The 22,343-nt window shown below is 63.3% G+C and carries 26 protein-coding genes and 1 other RNA gene; 19 read left to right on the forward strand and 8 right to left on the reverse strand.

The window, feature by feature from the left end; genetic code table 11:
• Positions 1–14: 14 nt before the first annotated feature.
• Both RPF88_RS04215 and ssrA read right to left on the reverse strand, forming a co-directional pair.
• Positions 15–566 (reverse strand): AAA family ATPase, encoded by a 552-nt coding sequence (locus RPF88_RS04215; protein WP_337123849.1) that lies wholly within the window; start codon positions 564–566, stop codon positions 15–17.
• An 86-nt stretch (positions 567–652) separates the two neighbouring features.
• Positions 653–1,012: a transfer-messenger RNA gene (gene ssrA / locus RPF88_RS04220) on the reverse strand.
• Between the two features lie 170 nt (positions 1,013–1,182).
• Between ssrA and RPF88_RS04225 the strand changes: the two genes are divergently transcribed.
• Both RPF88_RS04225 and RPF88_RS04230 read left to right on the forward strand, forming a co-directional pair.
• Entirely contained in the window at positions 1,183–1,494 is a 312-nt protein-coding gene (locus RPF88_RS04225) for a DUF2853 family protein (protein WP_013531020.1), read from the forward strand.
• 160 nt (positions 1,495–1,654) lie between these two features.
• Entirely contained in the window at positions 1,655–2,449 is a 795-nt protein-coding gene (locus RPF88_RS04230; protein ID WP_013531021.1) for a thymidylate synthase, read from the forward strand.
• 11 nt (positions 2,450–2,460) lie between these two features.
• On the opposite strand, the gene RPF88_RS04235 is transcribed toward RPF88_RS04230, so the two are convergent.
• A complete protein-coding gene (locus RPF88_RS04235) occupies positions 2,461–2,670 on the reverse strand; it encodes a TOBE domain-containing protein (RefSeq protein WP_337121746.1) in 210 nt (69 codons plus the stop codon).
• A gap of 162 nt (positions 2,671–2,832) precedes the next feature.
• On the opposite strand from RPF88_RS04235, the gene modA reads away from it, so the two are divergent.
• From modA to RPF88_RS04255, 4 genes are all read left to right on the forward strand, one after another.
• Positions 2,833–3,627, forward strand: coding sequence for a molybdate ABC transporter substrate-binding protein (gene modA / locus RPF88_RS04240; protein WP_013531023.1), 795 nt, complete (start codon positions 2,833–2,835; stop codon positions 3,625–3,627).
• A gap of 15 nt (positions 3,628–3,642) precedes the next feature.
• Positions 3,643–4,347: a molybdate ABC transporter permease subunit gene (gene modB / locus RPF88_RS04245; protein ID WP_063168280.1), complete on the forward strand. Its 705-nt coding sequence runs from the start codon at positions 3,643–3,645 to the stop codon at positions 4,345–4,347.
• Positions 4,344–5,456 carry a molybdenum ABC transporter ATP-binding protein gene (modC, locus tag RPF88_RS04250; RefSeq protein WP_337121747.1) on the forward strand — a complete coding sequence of 371 codons (1,113 nt, stop codon included), beginning with the start codon at positions 4,344–4,346 and terminating at the stop codon, positions 5,454–5,456. Before modB ends, modC begins: the two co-directional genes overlap by 4 nt.
• An 80-nt stretch (positions 5,457–5,536) precedes the next feature.
• Positions 5,537–5,878 carry a winged helix-turn-helix domain-containing protein gene (locus tag RPF88_RS04255; RefSeq protein ID WP_013531026.1) on the forward strand — a complete coding sequence of 114 codons (342 nt, stop codon included), beginning with the start codon at positions 5,537–5,539 and terminating at the stop codon, positions 5,876–5,878.
• Positions 5,879–6,004: 126 nt separating this feature from the next.
• Here RPF88_RS04255 and cobF read toward each other — a convergent pair whose 3' ends face one another.
• Positions 6,005–6,781, reverse strand: coding sequence for a precorrin-6A synthase (deacetylating) (gene cobF / locus RPF88_RS04260; protein WP_337121748.1), 777 nt, complete (start codon positions 6,779–6,781; stop codon positions 6,005–6,007).
• Positions 6,782–6,985: 204 nt separating this feature from the next.
• Between cobF and RPF88_RS04265 the strand changes: the two genes are divergently transcribed.
• The 6 genes from RPF88_RS04265 (at position 6,986) to RPF88_RS04290 (ending at position 12,598) form a co-directional block, all read left to right on the forward strand.
• Positions 6,986–7,987 carry a DUF4424 domain-containing protein gene (locus RPF88_RS04265; RefSeq protein ID WP_337121749.1) on the forward strand — a complete coding sequence of 334 codons (1,002 nt, stop codon included), beginning with the start codon at positions 6,986–6,988 and terminating at the stop codon, positions 7,985–7,987.
• Positions 7,987–8,505, forward strand: a complete 519-nt coding sequence (locus RPF88_RS04270; RefSeq protein ID WP_013531029.1) for a dihydrofolate reductase — start codon at positions 7,987–7,989, stop codon at positions 8,503–8,505. The genes RPF88_RS04265 and RPF88_RS04270 overlap by 1 nt, the downstream gene beginning before the upstream one ends.
• 169 nt (positions 8,506–8,674) lie before the next feature.
• Positions 8,675–9,793: an FtsH protease activity modulator HflK gene (gene hflK / locus RPF88_RS04275; RefSeq protein WP_013531030.1), complete on the forward strand. Its 1,119-nt coding sequence runs from the start codon at positions 8,675–8,677 to the stop codon at positions 9,791–9,793.
• Complete coding sequence (hflC, locus tag RPF88_RS04280; RefSeq protein ID WP_013531031.1) at positions 9,793–10,761, forward strand: protease modulator HflC; 969 nt, start codon at positions 9,793–9,795, stop codon at positions 10,759–10,761. The genes hflK and hflC overlap by 1 nt, the downstream gene beginning before the upstream one ends.
• Before the next feature lie 6 nt (positions 10,762–10,767).
• Positions 10,768–10,956: a DUF2065 domain-containing protein gene (locus tag RPF88_RS04285; protein ID WP_013531032.1), complete on the forward strand. Its 189-nt coding sequence runs from the start codon at positions 10,768–10,770 to the stop codon at positions 10,954–10,956.
• Positions 10,957–11,083: 127 nt separating this feature from the next.
• The gene (locus RPF88_RS04290) at positions 11,084–12,598 is read left to right on the forward strand and encodes a DegQ family serine endoprotease (protein ID WP_013531033.1); all 1,515 of its coding nucleotides are present in this window, start codon (positions 11,084–11,086) and stop codon (positions 12,596–12,598) included.
• Positions 12,599–12,641: 43 nt separating this feature from the next.
• Here the strand turns inward: RPF88_RS04290 and RPF88_RS04295 are convergent, their stop codons facing one another.
• A complete protein-coding gene (locus RPF88_RS04295; protein WP_013531034.1) occupies positions 12,642–13,214 on the reverse strand; it encodes a GNAT family N-acetyltransferase in 573 nt (190 codons plus the stop codon).
• Positions 13,211–14,098 (reverse strand): phosphoserine phosphatase SerB, encoded by an 888-nt coding sequence (gene serB / locus RPF88_RS04300; protein WP_127370536.1) that lies wholly within the window; start codon positions 14,096–14,098, stop codon positions 13,211–13,213. Before serB ends, RPF88_RS04295 begins: the two co-directional genes overlap by 4 nt.
• Here serB and miaA point away from each other — a divergent pair.
• Both miaA and RPF88_RS04310 read left to right on the forward strand, forming a co-directional pair.
• The gene (gene miaA, locus RPF88_RS04305; RefSeq protein ID WP_337121750.1) at positions 14,088–15,056 is read left to right on the forward strand and encodes a tRNA (adenosine(37)-N6)-dimethylallyltransferase MiaA; all 969 of its coding nucleotides are present in this window, start codon (positions 14,088–14,090) and stop codon (positions 15,054–15,056) included. The genes serB and miaA overlap by 11 nt on opposite strands.
• A 105-nt stretch (positions 15,057–15,161) precedes the next feature.
• Positions 15,162–15,953 carry a GGDEF domain-containing protein gene (locus RPF88_RS04310; protein ID WP_013531037.1) on the forward strand — a complete coding sequence of 264 codons (792 nt, stop codon included), beginning with the start codon at positions 15,162–15,164 and terminating at the stop codon, positions 15,951–15,953.
• 217 nt (positions 15,954–16,170) lie between these two features.
• Here the strand turns inward: RPF88_RS04310 and RPF88_RS04315 are convergent, their stop codons facing one another.
• Positions 16,171–18,000, reverse strand: coding sequence for an ATP-binding protein (locus RPF88_RS04315; protein WP_024501408.1), 1,830 nt, complete (start codon positions 17,998–18,000; stop codon positions 16,171–16,173).
• 154 nt (positions 18,001–18,154) lie between these two features.
• Here RPF88_RS04315 and RPF88_RS04320 point away from each other — a divergent pair, with 154 nt between their 5' ends.
• From RPF88_RS04320 to RPF88_RS04330, 3 genes are read left to right on the forward strand one after another with little or no spacing between them, the layout of a single operon-like run.
• Positions 18,155–18,718: an XRE family transcriptional regulator gene (locus RPF88_RS04320; protein WP_224674879.1), complete on the forward strand. Its 564-nt coding sequence runs from the start codon at positions 18,155–18,157 to the stop codon at positions 18,716–18,718.
• Positions 18,719–18,722: 4 nt separating this feature from the next.
• The gene (locus RPF88_RS04325) at positions 18,723–19,031 is read left to right on the forward strand and encodes a hypothetical protein (RefSeq protein ID WP_013531040.1); all 309 of its coding nucleotides are present in this window, start codon (positions 18,723–18,725) and stop codon (positions 19,029–19,031) included.
• A 44-nt stretch (positions 19,032–19,075) separates the two neighbouring features.
• Complete coding sequence (locus RPF88_RS04330; RefSeq protein WP_224674915.1) at positions 19,076–19,603, forward strand: GNAT family N-acetyltransferase; 528 nt, start codon at positions 19,076–19,078, stop codon at positions 19,601–19,603.
• Positions 19,604–19,607: 4 nt separating this feature from the next.
• Here RPF88_RS04330 and RPF88_RS04335 read toward each other — a convergent pair whose 3' ends face one another.
• A complete protein-coding gene (locus RPF88_RS04335; RefSeq protein WP_024501405.1) occupies positions 19,608–20,483 on the reverse strand; it encodes a LysR family transcriptional regulator in 876 nt (291 codons plus the stop codon).
• Between the two features lie 121 nt (positions 20,484–20,604).
• Between RPF88_RS04335 and tmpA the strand changes: the two genes are divergently transcribed.
• Both tmpA and tmpB read left to right on the forward strand, forming a co-directional pair.
• On the forward strand, positions 20,605–21,756 hold the full coding sequence (gene tmpA, locus RPF88_RS04340; protein ID WP_337121751.1) for a 2-trimethylaminoethylphosphonate dioxygenase: 1,152 nt from the start codon (positions 20,605–20,607) through the stop codon (positions 21,754–21,756).
• Positions 21,753–22,343: a (R)-1-hydroxy-2-trimethylaminoethylphosphonate oxygenase gene (tmpB, locus tag RPF88_RS04345; RefSeq protein ID WP_224621272.1), complete on the forward strand. Its 591-nt coding sequence runs from the start codon at positions 21,753–21,755 to the stop codon at positions 22,341–22,343. The genes tmpA and tmpB overlap by 4 nt, the downstream gene beginning before the upstream one ends.

The raw sequence follows: 22,343 nt of genomic DNA on the forward strand, positions 1-22,343 counted from the left end.
GTCCGACTTCAAGGCTACAGCCCGGTTTGCGCCAGCACGAAGCGCAGCCGCGCCTCGACGGGGGCCAGCGGCAACGGAACCATCTCGTAGCCCAGTTCCGTATAGACGCCGACCAGCGCATGGTGGGTGCGCTCGGCCTCGTCGAGCGTCTGCCTGCGCTCTTTGTCCTGGGCGAAGATCTCCGGCCAAAGCGGGGCGACGAAGACGCGCCGATGATAGCGGAAGCGCTCTGCGGCAGCGTGGGCGTGTTCGGGTATCGGCAGGCCGCTCAGGCTGAGATAGCCGAGCGTGTCCGGAACGCCTCGATCGAAAAAAACAGGACGCCCGGTCTGTTCTAGCGCAATTTGATACGAGCGCATCTCCCATGACAGCATCAACTCGGCAAACAGGGCGCGATCGTGCCAGGGCAAAGCGGGTCCGCCAATGGCGGACTGGTCGCGGATGATGCCGCGGCCGGCTTCCACCGAGGCGGCAAAGCCTGCGTGGCGCAGGGCTTCGATCAAGGTGGTCTTGCCGGAGCCGGGACCGCCGGTCAGCACAAAAAAGCGATCGGAATCGTTTTGCATGTTTTGTCCATGGAGAGGGAGCACGCGGCAGGGCGCGTTCGCGGCGGAACTGCCGTCGCGCATGCTGGATATCGGAGGAGGGGAGAAGTGGAGGTTTCTGTTGCCAGGTACCTCCGAACCCCGCCTAGAAGTGCGAACCTCTAGGGCTTGATTTGAAGCTATCGCACCGCTTACGCGGCGAGACGTGCTTCCGCATAGTTGTCATTTGCAACTACAGGTTTAGCCCGATGACGGTGGTACCATGCCGGGCAAAAGTACGATCTTTACACCTTCGTCGATCCTATTTCGCCCCCAGCAAAAACCGCTCTGTCGTCAACAGCGGCTTTTGGTGGAGGCGCCGGGTACCGCCCCCGGGTCCGAACGGCTTATTTCATCGCCCATTTATCGCCATAGTCGGTCAAGCCGACAAACCGAATATAGGGGGCGATCGCAGGAAATGAAAGGCCGCAATGGCACTTTGTCCCCGTGTCAAAACCGCAAGTCCGAAGGGTTGACTTGAGCGCGGTCTCAACCGAAGCTTTGCCCCGGTGAGGAGTTACCGACATAGCGCACAAGTTGCAGCAGCGCGCCACAGCCCTCATCGATCGGATCCGTGGCGCCGACGAGGGGAATTTTGATGGCCGACTATCTTGCAGACGTGAAGAAATACGATGCCTCGGCGAGTGCCGACGTGGTCGACAAAATCGTGAAGCATCTTGGCATTGCGCTTCGGAACCGCGATTCCTCGCTGGTGTCTTGCACCGATCCGAAGGAACTGGAGCGCGTCAAGGCTGGCTGGGTTGCCAAGAAGCTCGGCATATCGGACGACAGCAAGGCCGACGCTTCGATCGAGAAGGTCTGCAAGGCGATGGCCGCCGACAACACCAAGAACCGGGTTACCTTCTACTACCTGGTTGCCAAGGACCTGGGTAAACTCGGCTCCCTCTGACGGCCGCGCTTCAATTCGCCGGGCTGGCGCGGTCCATGCGCCAGCCGGTGATGTTGTTGGGGACTGACTGGCTTCGGGCATGGCTTGCGCGCTGCTTTGTGGTGTTCGATCGCCCGTCTGTCAGTTATGATGGCTGGACAACCGAATCGAGCCGGAACCGATGCGCCAGTATCTCGACCTCCTGCAGCACGTGCTGGACAACGGCGCCGACCGCGGCGACCGCACCGGCACCGGAACGCGCTCCGTCTTCGGCTACCAGATGCGTTTCGACCTGGCGCGCGGCTTTCCCGTCACCACAACCAAGAAGCTGCATCTCAAGTCGATAATCCATGAGCTTCTGTGGTTCCTGGCCGGCGACACCAACATCAAATATCTCACCGACCATGGCGTCTCGATCTGGGACGAATGGGCCGACGAGAATGGCGATCTCGGCCCGGTCTACGGCAAGCAGTGGCGTTCCTGGCCGGACGGCCATGGCGGCTCGATCGACCAGATCGCGAATCTTCTCAAGGAGATACGCAGAAATCCTCAATCGCGGCGGCTGATTGTTTCGGCATGGAACCCAGCCGAGGTGGAAGCGATGGCGCTGCCGCCCTGCCACTGCCTGTTCCAGTTCTATGTTTCGCAAGGGCGGCTTTCCTGCCAACTCTACCAGCGTTCCGCCGATATCTTCCTTGGCGTGCCGTTCAACATCGCGTCCTATGCCCTGCTGACCTTGATGGTGGCGCAGGTGACAGGGCTGAAACCCGGCGATTTCGTCCACACACTTGGCGATGCGCACCTCTACTCGAACCATTTCGAGCAAGCACGCGAACAGCTGCGGCGCACGCCGAGGACGCTGCCGACGATGTGGATCAATCCGGAGGTGAAGGACCTCTTCGCCTTCCGCTTCGAGGATTTCCGGCTGGAAAACTACGTCGCCGACGCGTCGATCAAGGCGCCGATCGCGGTCTAAGGCCGCAAATTTCAGTCCATGCCGACCATCACGTCCGAGGCTTTGATCACGGCATAGGCCTGCTTGCCCTTTTCGAGCTTGAGATCGGCGACGGCCTCGTTGGTGATCGAGGCGGTGACGATGGCGCCGCCGCCAATGTCGATCCTGACATGCGAGGTGGTGGCTCCCTTGACGATCTCGGCGATCGTTCCCTTGAGGACGTTGCGGGCGCTGATCTTCATCGGAGTTTCCTTTCCAAGGTTTCTTTTCCCGGTCTTACCCAGAACAATTGGTGTCGTACAGACGCTTTCATGAGGCGCCGGGTCTTCCCTTGTTATATTCATACGGATATATCGGTCAGCAGGCTTCGAGCCGGCCGGATTTCAAACCAGGGAGAGTTTTCCATGACGCGCAAAGGTTTTGGATCTAGGGCGATCGCCATTGGCGGTTTGGCTGCGGCGCTGATGGCAGTCGTGCCGGCAGCGCATGCGGAAGACAAGGTGGTGGTGTTTGCCGCAGCCAGCCTCAAGGACGCGCTCGACGCGGTGAACAAGGCCTGCGAGGCCGATGTCGGCGAGGCGGCGACTGTCTCCTATGCCGCGAGCTCGGCGCTGGCCAAGCAGATCGAGGGCGGGGCGCCTGCCGACGTCTTCATCTCGGCCGATCTCGACTGGATGAAATATCTCTCCGACAAGAAGCTGACCAAGCCGGACACCGAAGTGAAGCTGCTCGGCAATCAGATCGTGCTGGTGGCGCCGAAGGACTCGGCGGTCGACACCAGGATCGAGAAGGGTTTCGACCTCGCCAAGCTGATCGGCGACGGCAAGCTCGCCATGGGAGATTTCAAGGCGGTGCCGGCCGGCAAATACGGCAAGGCCGCGCTTGAATCGCTCGGCGTCTGGTCCTCGGTCGAGGGCAAGGTGGCGCAGGCCGAAAACGTGCGCGCGGCGCTGAAACTGGTTTCGACGGGCGAAGCCGCCCTTGGCATGGTCTATGCCACCGACGCGCATGCCGAAAAGGGCGTCAAGGTGATCGGCACCTTCCCGGAGGATTCGCATCCGCCGATCATCTATCCGGTTGCCCAGACCGCCGATTCGAAGGACAAGGATACGCCGGCTTTCCTGAAATGCCTGCAGTCGGCCAAGGCGGCCGCGCTGTTCAAGGATCAGGGATTTACCGTGCTCGCGCCGAGCAACTGAGTTCCAAGGGGCACTATGAACTGGCTGCTGGACCTCACTCCCGACGAATGGAATGCGGTCCGGCTGTCCATCAAGGTGGCAACGGTGGCGATGCTCGCCAGCCTGCCGCCGGGCATCTTGATCGCGCTTCTGCTTGCCCGGGGACAGTTCTGGGGCAAGACGGTTCTCAACGGGCTGGTGCATCTGCCGCTGATCCTGCCGCCGGTGGTGACCGGCTATCTGCTGCTGCTCACCTTCGGCCGGCGCGGTCCGGCCGGTGCCTTCCTGGCCGAGCATTTCGGCATCGTCTTCTCCTTCCGCTGGACAGGTGCGGCGCTGGCTTGCGGCGTCATGGGCTTTCCCCTGATGGTGCGGGCGATCCGGCTGTCGATCGAGGCGGTGGACCGTAGGATGGAAGCGGCGGCGGGAACGCTCGGCGCCAATCCGCTCTGGGTGTTTGCCACCATCACGCTGCCGTTGATCCTGCCCGGGCTGATCGCCGGCGCCATCCTGGCCTTCGCCAAGGCGATGGGCGAGTTCGGCGCCACCATCACCTTCGTTTCCAACATTCCCAATGAGACGCAGACATTGCCGTCGGCGATCTACACCTTCACGCAGGTGCCGGGTGGCGATGAAGGGGCGCTCCGCCTGACGCTGATTTCCATTGTCATCTCCATGGCCGCCCTGGTGGCTTCGGAGGTGCTGGCGCGGCGCGTCGGCCGGCGACTGGACATCGAATGAGCGTTCTCGTCGACATCAGTCATCGGCTGGGCGGTTTCGCCATCGACGCCCGCTTCGAAAGCGCCGGGCGGCTGACGGCGCTGTTCGGAGCGTCTGGGTCGGGCAAGACGACGCTGATCGACATGATTGCCGGGCTGATCCGGCCCGACAAGGGACGCATCGAAGTCGATGGCCGTGTGCTGGTCGATACCGGTGCCGGCATTTTCGTGCCGAAGCACAAGCGCCGCATCGGCATGGTGTTCCAGGACGCAAGGCTGTTTCCGCATATGAGCGTTGCCGGCAATCTGCGCTACGGCCGCTGGTTCACGCCGCCGGCGGAGCGCTACGCCGATATCGATGCCGTCGTCGACCTGCTCGGCATCGGGCCGCTCATGAACAGGCGGCCGGCAAAGCTCTCGGGCGGCGAGAAACAGCGCGTGGCGATCGGCCGGGCATTGCTTGCCAGCCCCAGACTGCTGCTCATGGACGAACCGCTGGCCTCGCTCGACGAAGCACGCAAGGCCGAAATCCTGCCCTATGTCGAAAGGCTGCGCGACGAGACGAAAATCCCGATCGTCTATGTCAGTCATTCGGTCGCCGAAGTGGCGAGGCTGGCCAGCGACGTGGTGATGCTGGCGCAGGGCAATGTCATTGCCAGCGGGCCGACCGGGGCGGTGATGCAAAGGCTCGACCTGTTGCCGGCGGAGGAGCGCGGCGAAGGCGGCGCCGTGCTGGACACAAGGGTGCTGCATCACGACGAGAGTTTCGGCATGACCGTGCTCGGCTCGGCTGCGGGCGAGCTCCGGGTGCCACAGCTGGCGATGAAGACAGGTACGCCGGTGCGCATCCGTATCCGCGCCCGCGATGTGATGATCGCCACCGAAAAGCCGAGGGGTCTCAGCGCGCTCAACATCCTGCCGGGAACCATTACCGCGATGAGCCCCGGCGAGGGACCGGCGGTCGAGGTCGGTATCGACTGCAATGGCGCAACCGTGCTTGCCCGCATCACCGAACAGTCGCGGCAGGCGCTGAAGCTTCATCTTGGCGGCAAGGTTTTCGCGGTGATCAAGACGGTGAGCTTCGATCGGGCGAACACCGGCGCCGGCCTGCCCGCCGAGACGGATGGATGATCCCGCTATGTCTTTTTGGAATAGCGGTTTCGCCAGGGAGCTTCTAGTATGATGTTGGGATGTGACCGCGGAGAGCAAAGATGCCGTCGCTGAGCTTGCGGATAAATCTCGATCCCGACGGGCGCGTCGGGCCGGGCAAGATCGAACTCCTGGAACAGATCGCCGCCTTCGGCTCCATCTCGGCCGCCGCGCGCGGCATGGAGATGTCCTATAAGCACGCCTGGGACCTGGTCGAGGACATGAACCGGGTATTCGGCAAGCCGCTGGTGGCGGCACAGACCGGCGGCCGCAAGGGCGGCGGCGCACAGTTGACGGCGGTCGGCCTGGCAGTGGTCAGCCGCTTCCGCGCCATCGAGCGCGCGGCGGCGGCCGCGGCAGCGACGCATATGGAGGCGTTGCAGGCGGAGATTGAGGCTGGGTGAGGGAGTAGGGCAGTAGGGCAGTAGGGCAGTAGGGCAGTAGGGCAGTAGGGCGGCATTCGCGTGCTGTCTTCCAACACAAAACGTCATTCACCTACTGCCCTATTGCCTTACTCCCCTATTGCCTTCCTATTCGGGCTTGCGCAGCAAATAGCTGTCCATGATCCAGCCCTTCCGCCGACGGGCTTCCTCTCGAACTTTTTCGATCGTTGCGCCGATGTCACCGATTCTGCCGGAGAGAGTGATCTCGTCTTCCGTTCCGAGATAGGCGCCCCAATGGATGACGACATCCTTGTCGGCCAGCGTGTTGAAGGCGCATTTGCCGTCCAGCAGGACGACCGCGCTGCCGGCATTGTCCGGCATGCCTTCTTCGGTCAGGCGGCGGCCGGTGGTAATGAGGACGGAATCGCCGATGCGGTTCAGCGCCATCTTGTGGCTGGCGGCAAGTGCCTGGACGGCGGTGATGCCGGGGATGACCTCAAGCTCGAACGCCACATCGCCTCGCAGGCGCACGCGCTCAAGGATGCGCAACGCGCTGTCATAGAGCGAAGGGTCGCCCCAGATCAGGAAGGCGCCGCAGCCGTCGCCTGCAATCTCGTCGCGGATCAGGCCTTCGTAAATGGCGGCGATGGCTTCATGCCAGTCATCGACGGTCGAGCGGTAGGAGGGCGCCGGACCATCTTCTACCGGGAGGTCTCGCACCGGCACGTCGAATTCGACGCGCCGCGACTTCGGATTGGTGACGAAGCGGTCGCAGATCTGACGGCGCAGTTCGGCCAATTCATTTTTTTTCGCGCCCTTGTCGGGAATGAACAGCACATCCGCCTGGTTCAGGCCTGATATGGCCTGAACGGTCATGTGGTCGGGATTGCCGGCGCCGATGCCGATGACGAGAAGCTTGCGCATGGGCGAACTCCTGCCCGATCGGAACCCGTTAGTCCAGACCGCACAGGCGCGTGTCCAGACCGCGCAGGCGCGTGTCCAGACCGCGCAGGCGCGTGTCCAGACCGCAGTCCAGCTCCCTTTGGTGCGTCCGCGGATACGGAAGGGCTTTGAACGCCACATTGAAACGGCTAGGGTCCTGCAAGCATTCCAGCCGAGGGGGCTTCCATGTTGCGATATGTTCTGACCGCCGTGCTGGCCTTGTCGTCCGCACCCGCTTTCGCCAATGATTCGGTTGCCGAACTTGGCACCGGCGGCCTGATCCTGTCGCGCAGCGATGCCGTGGCGATGCAAAGCGAGGACCTTTTCATCTCGCCGGAAAAGGTCACGGTCGACTATGTCTTCCACAACAACACCGATCAGGATGTCCAGGCCATCGTCGCCTTCCCGATGCCCGACATATCGGGCAATCCCGAAGAAATCCCGGCGATTCCTGAAAATCAGAGCGATAATTTCCTCGGTTTCGAGGTGACGATCGACGGTGTCGCCGCAAAGCCGCAGCTCGAGCAGAAGGTGTTGGCGCTCGGCATCGACATCAGCGCTGAGCTGAAGGCGCAAAACGTGCCGTTCTATCCTTTCGGCGATGCGGCGAAGGCGGGGCTGGCGAAGCTGCCGCAAGCGGTTGTCGATGACTGGGTCAACCGCGGCATCATCATCGAGGACACCGGCAGCGACGGCACCGAGACGAGCAAGGTCTACACCCCGTTCTGGCAATTGCGTTCGACCTACTGGTGGCGCTCGACCTTTCCGGCCAACAAGGACGTCCATGTTTCCCACCACTACAGGCCGAGCGTCGGCGGCACGTCTTCGGTCAGCTTCTTCTACGACGGCAAATTCCAGGGTCAGTATGCGGCCTACAAGACCCGGTATTGCATGGACGGCACATTCGAAAATGCGGTGCGCAAGGCGGCCAAGGACGACCCTGACGGCTACCCCAAATATTTCGAGAGCCGCATCGCCTATATCCTGACCACCGGCGGCAACTGGGCTACGGGCACGATCGGCAAGTTCAAGCTGACGATCGACAAGGGCAATCCGAAAGCCCTGGTCTCGTTCTGCGGCGACAATGTCAAAAAGACCGGACCGACGACATTCGAGATGACGGCGGATGATTTCTACCCCGAGCGCGACATCGACATCCTGATCCTCGAGCCGACGGGCGAAAATTGATGCATGTCGCAATCTACGTTGCCATCGCCGAGAACGGCGTGATCGGGCGTGACGGCGGGCTCCCGTGGCGGCTCTCCACCGATCTCAAGCGCTTCAAGGCCGATACGATGGGCAAGCCAATCATCATGGGCCGCAAGACCTATGAGGGCATCGGTCGGCCGCTGCCGGGCAGGTTGAACATCGTCGTGACCCGCGACGAGACCTGGCGCGCCGAGGGCGTCGAGGTGGCACATTCGCTCGAAGCCGCGATCCAGCTGGCGACGGTGCGCGGGCGCGGCATGGCCGATGTCGACGAGGTGTGCGTCATCGGCGGCGGCGAAATCTATGCCCAGGCCATGCTGCTGGCCGACCGGCTGCACGTCACCCATGTGCTGGCAGCGGTCGACGGCGACGCGCATTTCCCGCCGATCGATCCCGATTCCTGGCGCATTGTCAGCTCGCAGGACGTCCCAGCCGGGGAAAAGGACAGCCACCCGACGCGCTATTCGGTTTACGAGCGGCGTCGCGAGAGACATTGAACGAAAAAAGAGCCATTGAAGGAAGACAAAGGGTCGCGACTGGACCAAATCGGACGAAGTCGGAAGCGCATCGCGTTGAAAGCGCCCCGTGGCGTGCCTATAGAAGAACAATACTGGATTTTGCGCCGTAATGCCGGCGCTTGAGGGAATTCCAAGCGAAAGGACATTCATGCCCTGGAACGACAAAAGCGGCGGTGGCGGCGGCCCATGGGGTGGCGGCGGCAACAATCAGGGACCCTGGGGGCAGGGTCCAAAAGGACCGAGCGGGCCGCAGGGCTCGCCTCCCGATCTAGAAGACATCATCCGCCGCGGCCAGGACCGGCTGCGGCGCGCTCTTCCGGGCGGCGGCGGCGCGAGCCCGGCTATCTTCGCGCTGATCGCGGCTGCACTTGTGGTGCTGTGGGCGTTCAAGGCGGTTTACACCGTGCAGCCCGATGAGGTCGCGGTCGAACTGCGCTTCGGCAAGCCGAAGACCGAACTGTCGCAGCCTGGCCTGCATTTCCATTGGTGGCCGCTCGAAACCGTCGAGACGGCCAAGATTTCCGAGCAGCTCGTCGATATCGGCGGTGGCGGCGCGACAAGTGGCAATACGTCCGGGCTGATGCTTACCGGCGACCAGAACATCGTCAACGTCCAGTTCTCCGTGGCCTATCAGGTCTCCGACCCGCGCGCGTATCTGTTCGATGTGTCCGATCCCGACGGCATGCTGCGGCAGGTTGCCGAAAGCGCCATGCGTGAAGCCGTCGGCCGCCGGCCGGCGCAGGACATCTTCCGCGACGACCGCCAGGGCATTGCCGCCTCGGTGCGTGAGATCATCCAGACGACGCTGGACGGCTACAAGGCCGGTCTCAACGTCAACGCCGTCTCGATCGAGGATGCGGCACCGCCACGCGAAGTGGCCGATGCGTTCGACGAGGTGCAGCGCGCCGAGCAGGACGAGGACAAGTTCGTCGAGCAGGCCAACCAGTACTCCAATCAGAAGCTCGGGCAGGCGCGCGGCGAGGCCGCACAGATCCGCGAAGACGCGGCCGCCTACAAGAACCGGGTCGTGCAGGAAGCCGAGGGTGAGGCGCAGCGCTTCATCTCGGTCTATGACGAATATGCCAAGGCGCCCGATGTAACGCGCAAGCGCCTCTACCTGGAAACCATGGAGAAGGTTCTGAAGGATTCGAGCAAGGTCATCGTCGAGCAGGGCAACGGGCAAGGGGTCGTTCCCTATCTGCCGCTGCCGGCATTGCAGCCGAAAGCGCCGGCACCGGCCGCCCCCGTTACGGGAGGTAACCAGTGATGGCCAACCGTCTTCCCATCATCGTCGTCGCAGCAGCGGTTATCCTGTTCCTGCTCTATTCGTCGGTCTTCGTGGTCAATGCGCGCCAGCAGGCGCTGGTGCTCAGGTTCGGTGAGATCGTCGACGTCAAGAGCGAACCCGGCATCTACTTCAAGGCGCCGTTCTCGTTCTTCGACGCCGACACCGTGCAGCTGATCGAGAACCGGGTGCTGCGCTTCGATCTCGACAACATTCGCGTCCAGGTCTCGGGCGGCAAGTTCTATGAGGTCGATGCCTTCATCGCCTATCGCATCTCGGATCCGCGGGTCTTCCGCGCCGCGGTGTCCGGTCAGATCGAATTGGCCGAGGCCCGGCTCAGGACGCGTCTCGACGCTGCCTTGCGCCGTGTCTATGGTCTGCGTGATTTCGAGGCAGCACTCTCCGAAGAGCGCGGCGTGATGATGCGCGAAGTCCGCGACCAGCTCAGGCCCGATGCCACATCGCTCGGCCTGCAGATCGAGGATGTCCGCATTCGCCGCACCGATCTCACGGCCGAAGTCTCGCAGCAGACCTTCGACCGCATGAAGGCGGAACGCCTGGCGGAAGCTGCCCGGCTGAGGGCGCGCGGCAATGAGGCGGCACAGCGCATCACCGCCCGCGCCGATCGCGAAGTGGTCGAGATCGTCGCCGAAGCCCAAAAAGAGTCGGAAATCCTGCGCGGCGAGGGCGAGGCCCAGCGCAGCGCCACCTTCGCGGGAGCCTATCAGCGCGATCCGGCTTTCTTCGACTTCTACCGGTCGATGAATGCCTATGGCACGGCGCTGGACAACACCGGAACGACGATGGTGCTGTCGCCGAACTCGGAGTTCTTCCGCTTCTTCCGCAATCCCGACGGCAGCGAGGGACCGGCAAAGCCGGCTTCGCCTGCGCCAAACGCTCCGGCGACGGCACCCGCCGCGCCGGCGGCACAGCCCAGCACCGGCCAGTAGCGGCCGGTGCAGGATTTTCTTGCCGCCATGGGCCTCGTCCTCGTCATAGAGGGTCTGGTCTATGGCGGCTTTCCCGGCCTGGCCAGGAAGCTTGCCACCGAAGTGCTGTCGCTGCCCGAGAACGCGCTGCGGATTGCCGGGCTGGCGGCGATCGCGATCGGCGTCGGCATCGTCTGGCTGGTACGAGGCGCATGAGGGCGGCGATGATTTATCCTCTGCCGATAGTCATAGCCGCAAACGTGCCGTATTTTTTGCCAACATGGCGTGACGCGGCGTTTTCGTCGAAGCGCTTTTCTTTTCAAGAATACCGGGAGGCTTCTCGATGACATCCAATACAATTTTGCGCGCGGCGCGGCGGACATTCATCGCCGGCGCGGCGGCCCTTCTTGTCAGCGCCGTCGCTGTCCCGTCCTTCACGGCGCCGACATTTGCCGCCGATGGGCCCGCTTCGGTCGCCGATCTGGCGCAAGGCCTGCTCGGCGCGGTGGTCAACATATCGACCTCGCAGACGGTCAAGGGTACCGAAGGCCCGGGCGCGGTGCCGATGCCGCAATTGCCCGAGGGTTCGCCCTTCCAGGATTTCTTCGACGATTTCTTCAAGAACCGTGGCGGTGACAAGGACAACGGCTCGCAGAAGGTGCAGTCGCTGGGCTCCGGCTTCGTCATCGATGCCGAGCAAGGCATCGTCGTCACCAACAACCATGTCATTGCCGATGCCGACGACATCGAGGTCAATTTCTCCGATGGCGTCACCTTGAAGGCGACGCTGGTCGGCACCGACACCAAGACCGATGTCGCCGTGCTCAAGGTCGATCCGAAAGGCCACAAGCTGACGGCGGTGAAGTTCGGCGATTCCACCAAGATGCGCGTCGGCGACTGGGTGATGGCGATCGGCAATCCGTTCGGCCTCGGCGGCACGGTGACGGTCGGCATCGTCTCGGCCCGCAACCGCGACATCAATTCCGGCCCCTATGACGACTTCATCCAGACCGATGCCGCGATCAACCGCGGCAATTCCGGCGGACCGCTGTTCAACAGCGCGGGGGAAGTCATCGGCATCAACACGGCGATCATCTCGCCATCCGGCGGCTCGATCGGCATCGGCTTCTCCATCCCGTCGCAGCTCGCGTCCGGTGTCGTCGACCAGTTGCGCCAGTTCGGCGAGACGCGGCGCGGCTGGCTCGGCGTGCGCATCCAGCCGGTGACCGACGACATCGCCGAAAGCCTCGGCATGGCGACCGCAAAGGGTGCGCTGGTTGCCGGCGTGATCAAGGGCGGCCCGGTCGACAATGGCACGATCCAGGCCGGCGACGTCATCATCAAGTTCGACGGCAAGGATATCCATGAGATGCGCGACCTGCCACGTGTCGTCGCCGAAAGCCCTGTCGGCAAGGCGGTCGACGTGCTGATCGTGCGCAAGGGTGTTGAACAGACGGTGAAAGTGACCCTCGGCCGGCTCGAGGATGGCGAGAAGGCCGCCAACGCCGAGGAGGGCAACACCGACCAGGACAAGGGCGACAAGGCTCCGGCCGTTTCCACTGCCTCGGTGCTCGGCATGACGGTCGGCGAACTGAACGACGAGACACGCAAGAAGTTCAGCATTGCGGCCGATGTTTCGGGCGTCGTCATCACCGACGTCACCAAGGACTCGGCCGCCGCCGAACGCGGCATCCAGCCCGGCGAGGTGATCACCGAGATCGCACAGGAATCGGTTGCTACCCCCAAGGACGTCATGGACCGCATCGGCGCCTTGAAGGAACAGGGGCGCAAGAATGCGTTGCTGATGCTGGCCTCGAAGACCGGCGAGCTCAGGTTCGTGACGATCAGGATGGACTGAGGTCCGGAAGATCGACAACACGACAACACTGAAAAAAGGGCGGCTAGCGAGCTGCCCTTTTTCTTGCCTGCCAGTCCTGGCGCGACAGTCTGTAGAGGACATGCCGTTTGAGATGCGGATGGCTGTCGGGAATGCTGGGGTGGTCGAAATCGCCGGACGGATCCGCGCTCATGCCGAGGCGTTGCATGACGGCGGTGGAGCGGCGGTTGGCCGCGACGGCGAATGACACGATTTCATCGAGGCCAAGTGTCTCGAAGCCGTAGGCCAGCCACGCTTCGGCTGCCTCGGTGACATAGCCTTTGCCCCAGAACTCAGGTGCCAGCCGCCAGCCGATCTCGATGGTGCCGGCTGGCAGGGATGGCACATGATCGGTGTCGAGGAGACCGATGAAGCCGATGCATTCACCGGTGGCGGTGATCTCGGCGGCAGCAAAACCGTATCCGTCCTTCGTGGTCCAGGCCCGGAGCTCGTCCATCTTGGCATCCGCCTGGGCGCGGTCGCGGCGGAATGGAAAGAACTCCATCACCCGGTCGTCGGAGTTGATGCGGTGGAACAGGTCGCGGTCGCGATCCTCCCAGTTGCGCAGGATCAGGCGCTCGGTACGCATTGGTTTCATTGCACAAAGTCCTCCTGCCTGTAGCCCTGCATATAGAGCAGCGCGGTCAGGTCGCCATGATCGATGCGGACCTTGGCCTGTGCCGCCACCGTCGGCTTGGCGTGAAGCGCGACACCGGTACCGGCAAGGCGGATCATGTCGAGATCATTGGCGCCGTCACCGACGGCAATGGCGTCGGCGGGCGTCAGGCCGAGGCGCGCTGAAATTTCGATCAGCGCGTCGGCCTTGGCGGCGCGGCCGAGGATCGGTTCGCCGACCAGGCCGGTGAAGCGGCCGTCCTGTTCGAGCAGGCGATTGGCGCGGTTCTCCTGGAAGCCGAGCATTGCGGCGATGCGCGTCGTGAACACCTCGAACCCGCCAGACACGAGTGCCGTCCAGGCACCGTTGGCGCGCATGGTCCGGACCAGAACACGGCCGCCCGAGGCCAGCGTCAGGCGATTGGCGACGATGCGATCGACCACGGTGGCGTCGAGGCCCTTCAGCAACGCCACCCGCTCGCGCAAAGCCGGTTCGAAGGCGATCTCGCCATTCATGGATCGCGCGGTAATCGTGGCAACATGATCCTTTACGCCGATCTCGTCGGCCAGCTCGTCGATGCATTCCTGGTCGATCATGGTCGAATCCATGTCGGCGATCAGGATTTTCTTGCGGCGGGTTTCTGCTTCTTGGACGATCACGTCGACCGACTCGCTGGCGAGTGCCGTGCGCAAGACGGCACTCGCAGCGGCGGCGTCGGCTGCCTCAGGCAGGACGAGATCGCAGGCGATACCTTCAGCCAGCCAGACAACAGCGCTTGCGCCGACCGACCGTGAGGCCATATTCGCAAGCGACAGCGACAAAGCGCGCTCAGTGGGACGGGAAACAAGCGTGGCGATGAGCGGCATGGAACATTCCGGCGGGCAGGCGGGCAAGGGCCGCGTGAAGAACGCGATCCTGATAGCCGGGCCGACCGCCAGCGGCAAGTCGGCGCTTGCGCTCGATCTGGCCGAGCGCAGGGGTGGCGTGATCGTCAATACGGATTCCATGCAGGGCTATTCGGTGCTCGACGTGCTGACCGCCCGGCCGGAGGCGGCCGACCTCGCCCGCGCACCGCATTTCCTCTACGGCCATGTCCATCCGGCGACACCCTATTCCACCGGCGCCTGGCTGCGCGACGTGATGAAACTGATCGACGACGGCACATTCTCCGAACGGACAGCGATTTTTGTCGGCGGCACCGGGCTCTATTTTCGCGCATTAGCCGAGGGCATTTCGGAAATGCCCGACATTCCGCAACGGGTCCGCGACCGTTGGCGCTACGAATTGAAGGAGCAGGGCGCCGTCAAGCTGCACAGCCTGCTGCTGCGCGAGGATTCGGCGGCCGCCATGATGCTCAAGCCAACCGACAGCCAGCGCATCGTGCGGGCATTGGAGGTTCTCGATGCGTCTGGCCGTTCGATCCTGGAATGGCAGGCAGAGCGCGGCCAGCCGCTCATCGACAGGCAAAGCGCGCATTTCCTGGTGATCGAGCCGGATCGGGCGGCGTTGGTCGGACGCATCGACAAACGCTTCGACCAAATGCTGGACAAGGGCGCGCTGGACGAGGTCAAGCGGCTTGCGGCACTTGGCCTCGATCCCGAATTGCCGGCGATGAAAGCGATCGGCGTTCGCGAACTGCAGGCGGCGATGGCCGGAGGGATTGGCTTTCCCGAGGCAATCGAACGCGCCAAGATCGCGACCAGGCAATATTCCAAGCGGCAAACCACCTGGTTCAGGCATCAATTGGGGCCGGAATGGCTGAGGTTGCACCCCGGTGATGATCCGGAAACCACGATCTCAGCGCTTGCTTCCGATGCAACCTGAAAAGTTTACCTGCAAGGAAAGGTTCCCGTTGTGGTTGTCCAAATTAACCCTCCGTAAGTCCGCCCATGCCATAAGGTCGATGGGCACTTTTCCAACGGGGAGCAGATGCGTTTTCACAAGGCGGAATCAGCATTTTTCGTCTTTATATTCGTGATCCTGGCCGCCGGCCTGGTGACGCTGCATGCTTATGGACTTCTGCAGTCCTTCGCCGACGAGTTGCATACGGCTTCGGGTCTGGACAAGGTCATCTATCTCAACAAGCTCTTGTTCGCGACCGGCGTGCTCCTGGCCACCGCGCTGTTCTTCGGCATTTTCTTCATCTATCCGCTGATTCGAAAACAGGCGACGGAGGAGGGCAAGCTGCGCGCCATGACGGTCTCGCTCAGCGCGCGGTCGGAAACACTCGAGCATGCGGCGCTGACCGACGGCCTGACCGGCATGCAGAACCGGCGCTATTTCGATGATGCGCTGAAGGAGTATCTCGAGGAGTTCCGGCGCATCGAAAAGCCCGTCGGGCTGATGATCCTCGATCTCGACCATTTCAAGCAGGTCAACGACACCCATGGCCATGACGTCGGCGACGAGGTGCTCAAGGCGGTCGCGAGCTGTCTGAAGGATATGACGCGCTACCACGATGTGGTGGCGCGATTGGGCGGCGAGGAGTTCGCCGTGGTCACGCCCAACATGGACGCCGAGCTTCTGGGCAAGTTTGCCGAGCGCATCCGCAAGGCGATCGCCAACATGTCGGTGCTGTCGGGCAATGTCCGCCTCAAGATCACCACCAGCGTCGGGCTAGCCGTCTGGGACCGCAAGGAAACAGCGGAAGAGTTCTATCGCCGCGCCGACCGCCAGCTTTACGAGGCGAAGAGGCAAGGCCGCAACCGCGTCTGCGCCTAAAATCCCGTCCCTGAATTCGTGAGGCTGGCCGTCTGGCGCCGTTTTCTGTGCTTCCGATCCTCACGGACTCAAATGTCCGCTCCGCTTCGGTTCTCGAAAACAGCACCACCCGACTCAGCCTGACGAATTCCCTGACGGGATTTACCCAAGCGGTCCAGGCAGGGCGCGAGCTTAGCGCGGCTTCTCAATCGGCCGGCAGAACAGCCGGGTCGCAAGCTCAATCGTTTTGCGGGCGCAGGCCGAAGGTTGCGGGCTTGAGGCCGTAGCGCATGTCGAAATCGTCGTCCGATGGCGGGCGTGCGGCGGGTGGCTTGCGGTAGTCGGGGTCGCCGGCCTGGCGGCCTGAATCCACGACCTCGGCGAAGGCCATCGCCTGCTGCGTCGATTTCGGCACGTTGCGCAATCGTTCCACGATCGCCACCAGATCGACATCGTCGCCCGGCTTCGACGTGGCCTCTTCGCGTTTGGCGGTGCCGGGAAGCAGGTGGCTCGGCAGTTTTTCGAACTTCAGCCGCATGGTCGTCGCCACGCCTTCGCCGAAGGCGATGGCTTCGCGCTGGCCCATCGAGGACAGAAAGGCAAGCGTCGAGGCGGAAGAGTCGGCAATCGCCGAGCGGATGATCGCCTGGTCCTGCTCATTGGCAAGCCGCATGGCGAAGAAGGTCGAGCATTGCGACAGGATGGTCGGGTCGAGTTCGCCGGGGCGCTGGGTGACGACGCCGAGATAGCAGCCATATTTGCGGCCTTCCTTGGCAATGCGCGACAGCGCATGCCTGGTCGGCGCGAATCCGAGACGCGGGTCGGCCGGCATATAGCGGTGCGCCTCTTCGCACAAAAACAGAAGCTGCAGCTTGCCTTCGCTCCACAGAGCGAGATCGAAGGCCAGGCGCGCCAGCACCGAACAGACGGAATTGACCACTTCGGACGGCATGCCGGCCATCTCGAAGCAGGTCACGGGGCGGCCATGATGCGGCACGCGGAAGATGTTGCCGATCGTCTCGTGGATGGTGTCCTCGATCAGGCGCGAGTTGAACATGAAGCGATAACGTGGATCGGCCGCCGCCGATTCGATGCGCGTCTTCAGCGATTTGAGCGTCGGGCGATCGGTCTTGCTTTCGAGCATGCCCATGCGCTCATCGATCTGCTTGAGCAGGTCGGCGATGCGGTAAGGCACTGGCGTATCGGCGGTCAGCGCATCGCTGCCGCGCCTGATATAGGAGCCCGAATTCGGGTTGCGGTAGAGATTCTTGGCGGCCGGGATCAGGTCGCGCAAGGCATCGATTTCTTCCGGCTCGGTCTCGCGGCCCCGGAACAGCACCTCGGCGAATTCCTCCAGCGTGAACATCCAGAACGGAAGATCCAAGGTTTTGGAATCGACCCTGACGCAGTATTCGGGCAGCGATGCCGCGAACTCGTTGTGCGGGTCGAGGATCAGGATGCGCAGATCCGGCCGTGCCGCGATCGACTTGCGCAGCAGCAGCGAAACGGCGGTGGATTTGCCGACGCCGGTCGTGCCGACAATGGCGAAGTGACGCGCCAGCGTATCGTCGATAGCGATGTTGGCGGCGATCGTCTCGTCCTGCGCGAGCGTGCCGATCGTGATCGAATGACGCCCGGCAAGGTCATAGACCGCCTGCAGGTCGCGGGTGCGGATGCGATGCGCAACGGCGCCGATATGCGGATAGGTGGTGATGCCGCGGTCGAAGACCGGTCTGGCGCCGGGCTCCGCACCGTCACGGACTTCGCCGATCAGTTCGATGCTGACCTCGATGGCGTTCTGGCCCTCATTGCTCCAGGCGCGGTCCGACTTGCCGATCGCGTAGACAAGGCCGACGGTTCGCGTCGATCCGAGATTGATGGAAATCATCTTCCCGACTGTCCACAGGCCGGTCACCGCGCCGTCGGCATCGTCCGCATAGGCGCTGATGGTGGCGCGAGCGCCGTCGCATTGCACGACATTGCCGAGGATGCGCTTGTCGTTCTGCTCGGTCTGGCGGCGCTCCTGCGAGGTCGGTTCCCCCACGGAGGCTTCGCGTTCGACATACATGGACAGGCCAATCCCCATTTCCCTGGAGAGTCGATCCTACCCGAATGGGGTTAAGGCCCGATGAGGTCGGATGGTGTAGAGAGCATTAAGGGGCCTGTGAAAATTGTCGCAAGGCGGCTCTTCTCCGGCGTCAATATTTCGCTATAATAGACATATGGATGATATAGCGAACGAAATTTCCTCGACGATAGGCCGCAGGATACACGCCGAAAGGGTCATGCGTGACTGGTCCCTGGCTGAACTGGCGGAGCGTTCCGGCGTCTCGAAGGCGATGCTCAGCACGATCGAACGAGGCAAGACCAGCCCGACGGCGGCGCTTCTGGTGCGCATCGCGTCGGCCTTCGGCATGACGCTGTCGACCTTGATCGCGCGCGCCGAGCTGCAGGGCGGCGGGCTGCTGCGCGAGGCCGACCAGCCGGTATGGCGCGATCCCGATACCGGCTATGTCAGGCGGCATCTTTCGCCGGCTGGCGATATGCCGCTGGAACTGATCAAGGTGCATCTGCCGGCGGGCGCCAGGGTCAGTTTTCCGGCTGCTTCATACGCCTTCATCAAGCAGCAGATATGGCTGATTTCCGGGCGGCTCGAATTCATCGAAGGCGATATGGCGCACAAGCTCGAGCCCGGCGACTGCCTGGCGCTTGGGGCGCCGTCGGACTGCACCTTCCATGCCCTGGAGCCCGGCGCCGACTATCTGGTCGCCCTGGTCAGAGGCTGACACAATGGCAAAGAGACCAAAGCGCTCCCACAATGGGGGGCCGCCTCTCGATGAGTACAAGGGCCCGCCATGGGGCACGGGCGATCCCTATATCTTCCTGGCCTGGCAGGCAGCGCACGCCAAGGCGTGGAAGGCGCCGAGCCACGAGGTCATGCTGTTGCGCATGGACAGAGCCGAGCGGCTTGGCCTGACCTACGAGGAGTACACGCTCGAGATTCTCGAGCGCGGGCGGCACCTCGGGCACGAAGATGCCGACCGCATCAGCGCCATCAAGGCGGCGCGAAAGCGTCGCCGCGCGCGCCATCTGGAGTGACGGCAATGCGCCCGCTTCTATCGCAATCACAGGATATCCCGCACATGAACTCGATCGAGATCGCAACCCTGACCCCGGCTGCCGAGACGCAGGACGGGCTGGCCGAATTGCTGGTCGCAACGGTGGCGGCAGGCGGTTCGGTCAGCTTCATGCATCCGTTGGCGCCGCAGGCGGCGAGGGGTTTCTGGGAGAAATCGCTGGCCGCGGCGGCAAGGGGCGAAAGAGCGGTGCTTGGCGCCTGGGACGGCAAAAACCTGGTCGGCACCGTGACCTTGCTGCTCGACTGTCCGCCCAACCAGCCGCACCGGGCCGAGATCGCCAAGCTGATGACACGCACCGACTACCGGGGCAGGGGCGTGGGAACGCGCCTGATGCGGGCCGCCGAGAGGCTTGCGGTGGAGAAGGGCCGCACGCTGCTGGTTCTGGACACGGCAACCGAGGAGGGCGCCTCAGGCCTCTATGAGCGGTTGGGCTTCACGCTGGCCGGTGAGATACCGGACTATGCCCTGAAGCCGCATGGCGGGCTGACCGGCACGCTGATCTACTGGAAGCGAATCGGGCAAATCTCGTAACCGGTCAAGCCGGCGCGGAGAGGCGCGACAGCAACCACTGGCGGAAATCCTGCTCGGCGCCGGTCAGGCGCGCTGTCGACGCCTTGGTCAGAAAATGGCCCGATGTGCTGGAGAGTTCGAAGTCGGAAAGCCTGACCAGCGTCTTGCTGTCGAGCGCCGCATCGACCAGCGGCCGCGAGCCCAAAAGCACGCCGGCGCCGGCCTTGGCCGCTTCCATGGCGGCAACGAAGCTGTCGAAGCGGTGCGATCGCCTGGGATGGCCGGCCAGCCTGGCGGCAGCGAACCATTCCGCCCACATCTCGCGCGCGCCGGCAACCAGAAGCAGCGGCAAGGAGGTCCAGTCTGCGTCGCCGACCAGACCCGGAGCCGCCACCGGCACAAGCCGCTCGGCGGTCAGCCTGTCGGCTTCGCGGCCGGGGAAGGATCCGTTGCCGAAACGGATATCGAGCACCGAGCCCGGCAGGTCGTAATCGGTAGGGCGATGGATCGTCACCAGGTCGAGCTGGATGCGCGGCAGTGCCTTCGCGAGATCGGGCAGCGCCGGAACCAGCATCAGCAAGGCAAAGGAAATCGGCGCCCGGATGGTCACGGTCTGGACGGCGCGCGGCTCGAACAGTTCCGCGGTGCTGTTGCCGATGGTGGCGAAGGCCGACTGGATGTGGGGGAGGTAGGCTGCCCCCTCCGGCGACAGGGCGACGCCGCGCGCCAGCCGCGAAAACAAACGTGTCTTTAGCCGCTCCTCGAGAAAGCGGATGTGTTGGCTGACGGCCGCCTGGGTGAGGCCAAGCTCGGCTGCCGCCGCGGTGAAATTCGACAGCCGCGCCGCAGCCTCGAAACTGCGCAGCCAGTCGAGCGGCGGCAGGGGTGTGGTTCGAGACATTAGTATATCGTGGTCATTGGCCAAAAAAGGATAATTTGAATTATGCCTCTCGCGCGATCAACATGCAATCGAAACCCTGCGGATCAGCTGCGGGGGACGCAATGGACAGGAACGGATCTCCATGCTCACCCACGCGCTGATCGGCGACGAAGGCAGAACAATCGAACTTGGCTGGAAGGACGGGTCGCGCAGCCGCTTTCACGCCATGTGGCTGCGCGACAATGCGCTGGACGACAAGACGCGCAGCGCCGGCAATGGCCAACGGCTGATCACCATCCTCGACATTCCCGCCGACATCAGGATCGGCGCGGCATCGGTCAAGGGCGGTGCCTTGGAAGTCAGCTTCGTGCCGGAGCAGAAAACAGTGAGTTTCCCGGCGGCATGGCTGAGCGCCAATGCCTATGATCGTGACGCGGCCCGCCAGCCCGGCTGGACGGACGAGGCCACCGTGCGATGGACCAAGGCCTCGATGCAGAATTCGGTGCCGCGCGCCGGTTATTCTGCTGCCAGTGGCGACCAAGCCGTCTTGCGGCAATGGCTGTCGGCGGTGAAAGCCTATGGCTTCGCGGTGATGGACGATCTGCCGACCGAATCCGGAGCGCTGTGCAAGGTGTCCGATCTGTTCGGCTATATCAGGGAGACCAATTACGGGCGCTGGTTCGAAGTGCGCGCCGAGGTCAATCCGAGCAATCTCGCCTACACCAATCTCGGGCTCCAGGCGCATACCGACAATCCCTATCGCGACCCCGTGCCGACGCTGCAGATCCTGTCCTGCATCGAGAATACGGTTGAGGGCGGCGAATCCAGCGTCGTCGACGGGTTTGCCGTCGCGGCTGCGCTGCAGGCTGAGAACCCGGAAGGCTTCCGGCTGCTGAGCTCATGCCCGGCGCGCTTCGAATATGCCGGCTCTTCCGGTGTGCGGCTGCAGGCGAAGCGGCCGATGATCGAGCTCGGGCCCGATGGCGAGCTGATCTGCATCCGCTTCAACAACCGCTCGCTGGCGCCGACGGTCGACGTGCCCTTCGCCGACATGGAAGCGTACTACGCGGCCTACCGCCGGTTCGCCGAACTGATCGAGGATCCATCCTTCGAAGTGACGTTCAAGCTCGAAGCGGGGCAGGCTTTCATCGTCGACAACACGCGCGTCATGCACGCCCGCAAGGCGTTTTCCGGAACCGGCAAGCGCTGGCTGCAGGGCTGTTACGCCGACAAGGATGGCCTGCTGTCGACGCTCGCGTCGATAGAACACGGGTTCAAGGAGGCGGCGGAATGAGCGGCCAGGATTTGAACGCGGACAATATCGTCGAATTCATCGCCGACATCTTCGAGCGCCGGGGTGCGGAATCCTATCTCGGCGAACCCGTCACCATGTCGGAGCACATGCTGCAGGGCGCCTGGTTCGCCGAAAAGGACGGCGCGCCGGACGAGCTGGTGGCGGCGGCGCTGCTGCACGACATTGGCCACTACACCAGCGAGTTCGGCACCTATTCGCCCGAGGATGTCGAGGACAAGCATCATGACGAAGCCGGCGGCGAAGTGCTGGCGCCGTTCTTTCCACCTGTCATCGTCGAATGCGTCAGGCTGCATGTCGCCGCCAAGCGCTATCTCTGCGCCACCGACCCGACCTATTTCGGCAGGCTTTCTCAGGCCTCGGTGCACACGCTGTCGCTGCAGGGCGGGCCGATGAATGCCGAGGAGGTGGCCGAGTTCCGCAAGAACCCGTTCCATGAGGAAGCGGTCCGGGTCCGCATCTGGGACGAGAGCGGCAAGATTGCCAACATGAAGACGCGGACGTTTCGCGATTACGTGCCGCTGTTGCAGCGGGTGGTGACGCAGTTCGCGGCGGGTAAGCCGGCGTAA

It is taken from the genome of Mesorhizobium sp. ISC11 (assembly GCF_037162595.1).
GTDB classification, from domain to species: domain Bacteria; phylum Pseudomonadota; class Alphaproteobacteria; order Rhizobiales; family Rhizobiaceae; genus Mesorhizobium; species Mesorhizobium ciceri.